Below are 2088 nucleotides of genomic sequence, written 5' to 3' on the forward strand. Positions count from 1 at the left end.
CCCGGAGACACCCTTAGCGCGCCCGCGCCAGCCCGAGTCGCTCGGGGACATGTCCGCCTCGATCTCGAATTCCCAGGCAGAGACCGGCGAGGACCCGAGCTCCTCTGCGGCAGACGCTACGCGCGCACCTGCCGCGGACCCGAGCAGGGCCCCTAAGGAGCCGACGAGCACCACAACCGCCGCAGCCATGCCGACCTGCGTCCGGCCCGACCGCGCGAGCACGAGCGCGAGAAGCCCTCCGCAAACGCTTGCGAGAACGCCGGCGACGAGCACCACGCCCGTCTCCCATGAGAACCTGAGCGCGAGGCGCTCCATGGCGATGACGGAGGCCAAACAATAGAAGGACAACGGGATCGCAGGCCTCGGCGGGAGCGGGGTCTCCCTAAACACAGATGTGGTCCTTGATCTTGGCGAACTTCTTCTCACCGATGCCCGAGACACGCATCAAGTCCTCGGGCGAGGTGAATGGGCCCTTTGACTCCCTGTCCTCGATGATCGCCGCTGCCGTCGCTTCCCCGACGCCCGAGAGCACCTGGAGCTCCGATGAGGTCGCGGAATTGATGTTCACGAGCCCGCCTTGAGGGGAGCCGGCGCCCTGAGCCACGCTTCCCTGGGCCGCCGCCCCGTCATCAGCAGATTGCGCGGGGGCGTGCGTCTCCTCCGCGGTCGGGATGTGGACCTTGGCACCATCGGACACGGGAGCCGCCAAATTGGTCGTCGACGTGTCAGCACCCTCGGCAAGCCCGCCGGCTGCTTGGACAGCGTCGTTCACCCTCGACCCAGCGGGGACCGCGTACACGCCCGGTGCCGCGACGGCGCCGTCTATGTGGACGACCAGGGGCTCGGAGTCATTGTCCGAATCCGAGGGGTTCTCGCCTGACGTCGCTCCCTGCCCGCCGGCGTCCTTGGCCGAGCCGCCGGGCTCCGCTTGGGCCCCTCGCTCGATCTCCACGCCCCGCGGTGCTCCAAGAGCGAAGTAGCCGACGCCCGCGACGACGACGCAAAGCGCGACGAGCACGATGGCCGCCGCGCGCCCTCCCGTAACGCCGAACCGCCTCGCGAGCCTGCGGGCCTTCTGCCCGGCACCGATCCTCGACCTCTGCGCCATATACCCCACCTCCTGGCCCCTCATCTTGGGGTCATGGGGCCACAGGCAGGCGCCGAGGCGGCGAATTCGATGCACCCTTCTTGCCCTTAGCTACCAGGAATCTAACGGCAATCTGCAGGGTTTTCGACAATGCCGAGCTACCCGATGCGCGCACCGAGGCCGGAAGAAACGCGCGGCCGCCCGGAATCCCGGGACGGCCGCGCGTCCGCACACATCTTCTTCATACGCAGGGCACCCGGCAAAACCGGGAAGCCCAAAGGAGGAGCAGTCCCTACTCCCCGGCCTTCTCCTTCTCGAGCGCGGGCCCGAGCTCGGAGTGATGGGCGCGGAGCCTGCCGCGCGGGGCGTGGTAGCTCGGGCACTGGCTGAAGTCCTTGTACTCGATGTTCGCCACGAGGTCCTCGAGCATGCCAGCGTGGTCGAAGCTCTCCCAGGCGTCGTGCACCTGGTCCAGGCGCGCATGCGTCTCGGGGCGGCGGGGCATAAAGAGCGTGCAGCAGTCGGGCGCCGTCTGGCACGAGATGTCGTAGGTGCCGATCTCCTGCGCGCGGCGGATGATCTCCTGCTTGTCCGAGCCAATGAGCGGGCGCAGGACGGGGATGCCCACGCACTCATCAACGGCCCAGATGTTCTCGAGCGTCTGAGAGGCCACCTGCCCCAACGACTCTCCGGTGACGAGCGCCTTGGCGCCCTCGAGGGCGGCCACGCGCTCGGCGACCTGGAACATGAGGCGCCGGTACATGATGATGCGCAGGCTCTGGGGCACCGCGAGCGAGATCTCGCGCTGCTTGTCGCCGAAGGGGCACACGTAGAGGCGGCCGACGACGCCGGAGGGCGCGAGCGCCTCGACGATGTCCTGGCAGAGCCACTCGCTCGTGTCCGACGTCTGGGGACGACCCGAGAAGTGCACGGGGATGCACGTGGCGCCGCGACGGCCGACCATCCAGGTGGCCACCGGGGAGTCGAAGCCGCTGGAGAGC

General features: G+C 68.6%; 3 protein-coding genes. All 3 read right to left on the minus strand.

Translation table 11 applies throughout. The annotated features are described in order from the left end of the window. A partial coding sequence (locus ACT84W_RS04210) for a hypothetical protein (RefSeq protein ID WP_444328310.1) occupies positions 1 to 390 on the minus strand: 390 nt, incomplete at its 3' end. Further along, positions 383 to 1108 (minus strand): helix-hairpin-helix domain-containing protein, encoded by a 726-nt coding sequence (locus ACT84W_RS04215; RefSeq protein WP_444328311.1) that lies wholly within the window; start codon positions 1106 to 1108, stop codon positions 383 to 385. The genes ACT84W_RS04215 and ACT84W_RS04210, both read right to left, overlap by 8 nt. A 271-nt stretch (positions 1109 to 1379) precedes the next feature. Continuing rightward, positions 1380 to 2088 (minus strand): tRNA sulfurtransferase (locus ACT84W_RS04220; protein ID WP_444328312.1); only part of this gene is annotated, 709 nt, incomplete at its 5' end.

Source organism: Paratractidigestivibacter sp., from assembly GCF_052362415.1.
GTDB lineage: Bacteria > Actinomycetota > Coriobacteriia > Coriobacteriales > Atopobiaceae > Paratractidigestivibacter.